Raw genomic sequence first — 3,752 nt, forward strand, 5'->3', positions numbered from 1 at the left:
ACAAGGTGATGCACCTCTCGGCCATCGCCTACAACCTGAAAAAGTACCTGAAATTCGAACAAAAACGGGTAAAAAGCGGGGCGGGACAGCTTGATTTGGCAGCATTGGTGAAAAGTACCGCCCAATTTCTATTTGGCCCATCTGTAAAGCTTCGAAAATTGACCTTTCAATACTGATACGGAAAGAAAAAAGACTCTTGAAGAGGCTTATAATGACCCGTTTATTGATGATTAGGGGCTTGTGCCACGGTTACCCTTGTTGCCAGTAGTTATTTTTATTTTTTCTTTTAAATTCTTAAATATTTCTTTGTCCGCCAAGGTGAACAAAAGCATTTCAAGTTCATATGGTTTAGAATCTTCCCCGTAAATCAATTTTGTATTTGTTTTAATAAAGTCGCAGAACTCAAAATATGCTTTTTGCTGTGTAATGTATAAGTCTTCGCCTTGACTATATTCTGAAATGTGAGAAATATTCACAATCGTATTCATATCAAAGTCAGCAATTATTTTATTTCGTCCACTTGGCATTGGAAAATACTTTTTCTTAAATCCATCTTGATTTTCACAGGTCAAAATCAGCCAGTTCAAAGTATAAATTACTCTTGAGTCATAAATCACGAAATTTTCAGGGTCAATAAAAGAAGATATTTTAGAAAGTGAAGAAATTGTACTAAAACAGTCTAAAGATAATTTTCGTTTAGATAATTGCTTTTTAAACCTCTGAACTTTTTCAATATTCCGTTCGACTGGTTTAAATCCTCTAATTCCGCCCCAATTATTTACTATCCAAAAGTCGAGATAGTTTTGCTCCGTCTTTGTTTTATATTTTTCGCTTAAAATCCATTTTAATCTCACGTTTTGGTCAAAAGGATTTTTGTCAGTCGAAAGTTGTTCACTTTCAATAGAACTGAAAATTTTATCGGTAATATCAAAGTTGAAATCGAACCTTTCTTTGAGGTCAATTTGCTCACTAAATTCCTTTAATTTATCTATTACGTTCTTCATTTTCTAATTACTGGCAACGTTGTTGTATAAGATTAGTGGCGTATTTAAGCACCTAATTTAGCAAATAAACACCAGATAGAAAATCCGCGAGGATTTTCGTAAGTAGGCAAAAACTAGCCATTAATTTTATACGGTGTTAGGCACTGGCTTTTATTTTTCACATTCTTTATCTATTCTTTCTTGAGCGTATTCAGCTCCAAATTCTTTTGCTTTTGTCCAAAGTTCACAAGCTTTTTTCAATTCTTTTTTATTAAAATATGTGTTTCCTTTATTAAAATAGGCTTGCGGATTTTCTGGTTCTAATTCAATTGCTCTGTTATAGTATTCAATTGCCAATTCAAATTCTCCATTTTCATCGCTCAAAGTTCCTCTCGCAACAATTCCGCCATAAAATTTAGGATTAATTTCAATACATTTATCTAAATCTTTCATTGCGTCTTTAAACATATTTAATTCGTTTTTCGCAAATCCTAAATCGTAATATGAATAGTAATCTTTTGGATTAACTTTAATCGTATTATTCCAATTTACGATTGCTCCAAATAAGTTTTGGTTTTCATAAAGTTCAACTGCTTTTTTATAGTAAACATTTTCCTTTTCTGCTGAATAATCAAGAAATTCAACCTTGTCATTTTCGGAATAAGCTCCATAACCTGCAAGTTTTGAATCAAATTGGTAACCTTCTTTATAAAACGTTAGTTCCCAAAATATAATATTATCTTTTGTTATTGGGAATTTTTCTGTATTTCCATTCAGTTCATAAATTCCATTGCTTTTTTCTATTTTTAAAGATGAGCAATTGAAGATTTCAGATAGTCCATTTGATAGATTTTCCAAATTTTCTTTTTTGTCGCTTTTGAAAGTAAAATCCAAATAATTAAGTCCGAATTCAGGGAATTTCCCTTTTTCTATATTTTCATAAAGTTCAACTGCGTTTATTAATTCGGTTCGCCAATTTTCTGAATATTGTTCCCAAGTAAAATATGTGTTTTCCATTTGTGCTTTAACACTAAAAATGTTTAAAATTAAAACTATAAATATTATTGTGCGTTTCATTTTTCAGCTTGTGCCTAACGTATGTATATGTGTAGAATTACACATATATCTATTTTAGACCCAATTTAGGTAAAATATGGATAAGGTTAAGCTTTACAGTAGGGTACTGATATATTATTCGTATAATATGCGGTTGTAAACGTTTAAAATCTAGGACTTAATTACATGCTAGACCGATAAAATCACTACGTATAATTTAATTGTGTGATCAAAGCGACTTTAAGAGTCCGCCATCAATAGGTATGTTTGTCCCTGTAATATACGCCGCATTATCAGAGGCTAAAAAAGCTGCTAAGAAGCCATATTCTTTTGGGTCTCCTATACGCTGTAACGCCACTCTCGATTCCATTTCTTTTCTAACATCACTTTGTTCTATACCTAACTGCTCGGCTTTTTTTGCATTGAGTTGCCCAATGCGGTCGGTATCGAAATAACCGGTAAGAACATTATTCACTGTGATATTGTGTTTGCCGACATCTGTCGCCAACGATTTTCCCCATGTCACTACTGCAGCACGTATTGAGTTAGATAATGCTAAGTATGAAAGTGGCTCTTTTACCGAAACTGATGCTACATTAATAATTCTACCCCAATTTTTTTGAATCATTGACTTTAGAGCCAATTCTGTCGTAAAAACAACGGTTTTAAAGAGTAGATCGAACGCTTCTTGATAATCGCTTACATTTTTTTCGAGAGCGCTACCTGCTGCCGGACCTTGGGTATTGTTCACCAAAATATCAACGGAGTTATGTTCGAAATAATCGGTTATAATGTTACGATATCCCTGAAAATCATTAAAATCGACTACTATATATTGATGCTGTTGCCCGTGGTCTTTCGATAGCTCGGCTACAATTCGCTGTAGTTTTTCTTCGCTATGTGACATAAGGGTTACACTTGCGCCACTTGCTGCCAACTGTTGCGCAATAGCTTTGCCGATACCACCGCTACTGCCACCAACCAATGCTTTTTTATTTTTTAAGGATATGTTCATTTTTTAGTTTTTTATTTATTAGGTTGCTAATTTCTACCGCTTTATCAACTATCATAAAATGTGCACCGTGCTCAATTAAAATAGTATTGGTTCCTTTCGGTGGTAGTAATTTATCGTTAAAACCTCCTATTTTTATTAAATTAGGTAATTGAGTTTCGTTTTTCCAATTGGTCAGTTCTTTAAGCGCCCATTTGTTGAAAGTCAAATCTGTATCTTTTAATATAGTTTTTAAAAGTTTCTTTTTATTTGTGCCAAACATAAATTGAGCAAAGAAAATGGAAGGTTTTAATATTTCTTTAGGAATCAAATTAAGTAATTTAGATTTTCCTATTAGTTTAATGATACTAGGTAACTCACTTCTAGTTTCAACCGATGATATTAATATTGTCCATTTTGGCTTTACTATTTTACTGATTTCAACCGCTATAAGACCACCAAAACTAACCCCAAGAATAGCATAATCATTCTCTTTTAATATGTTGTATTCTTGTATCAACCTTTTGGAGTATGCTATAATTGTTTCCTTTTTTGATGGTGCGATCCATTTTATAGGAACAATTTCATGATCTAGGGTTAAGTAATTGAAAATTCTTTCATCTGCACCGAGGCCACTAATCGCGAGAATTTTCATTTTTTAGATTTTAACAACCAACAACCAACAACCAACAACCAACAACCAACAACCAACAACCAACAAC

The 3,752-nt window shown here is 32.8% G+C and carries 4 protein-coding genes; all 4 read right to left on the reverse strand.

Annotated features, from left to right (window positions below; genetic code table 11):
* Positions 1-230: 230 nt before the first annotated feature.
* On the reverse strand, positions 231-1,004 hold the full coding sequence (locus AACZ49_RS18760) for a hypothetical protein (RefSeq protein ID WP_339657859.1): 774 nt from the start codon (positions 1,002-1,004) through the stop codon (positions 231-233).
* Between the two features lie 150 nt (positions 1,005-1,154).
* The gene (locus AACZ49_RS18765) at positions 1,155-2,000 is read right to left on the reverse strand and encodes a tetratricopeptide repeat protein (protein ID WP_339657860.1); all 846 of its coding nucleotides are present in this window, start codon (positions 1,998-2,000) and stop codon (positions 1,155-1,157) included.
* A gap of 268 nt (positions 2,001-2,268) precedes the next feature.
* On the reverse strand, positions 2,269-3,054 hold the full coding sequence (locus AACZ49_RS18770; protein ID WP_339657861.1) for an SDR family oxidoreductase: 786 nt from the start codon (positions 3,052-3,054) through the stop codon (positions 2,269-2,271).
* Entirely contained in the window at positions 3,032-3,685 is a 654-nt protein-coding gene (locus AACZ49_RS18775) for an alpha/beta hydrolase (RefSeq protein WP_339657862.1), read from the reverse strand. Before AACZ49_RS18775 ends, AACZ49_RS18770 begins: the two co-directional genes overlap by 23 nt.
* Positions 3,686-3,752: the final 67 nt, after the last annotated feature.

Origin of the sequence: uncultured Maribacter sp. (assembly GCF_963975365.1) — a bacterium.
Lineage (GTDB): Bacteria > Bacteroidota > Bacteroidia > Flavobacteriales > Flavobacteriaceae > Maribacter.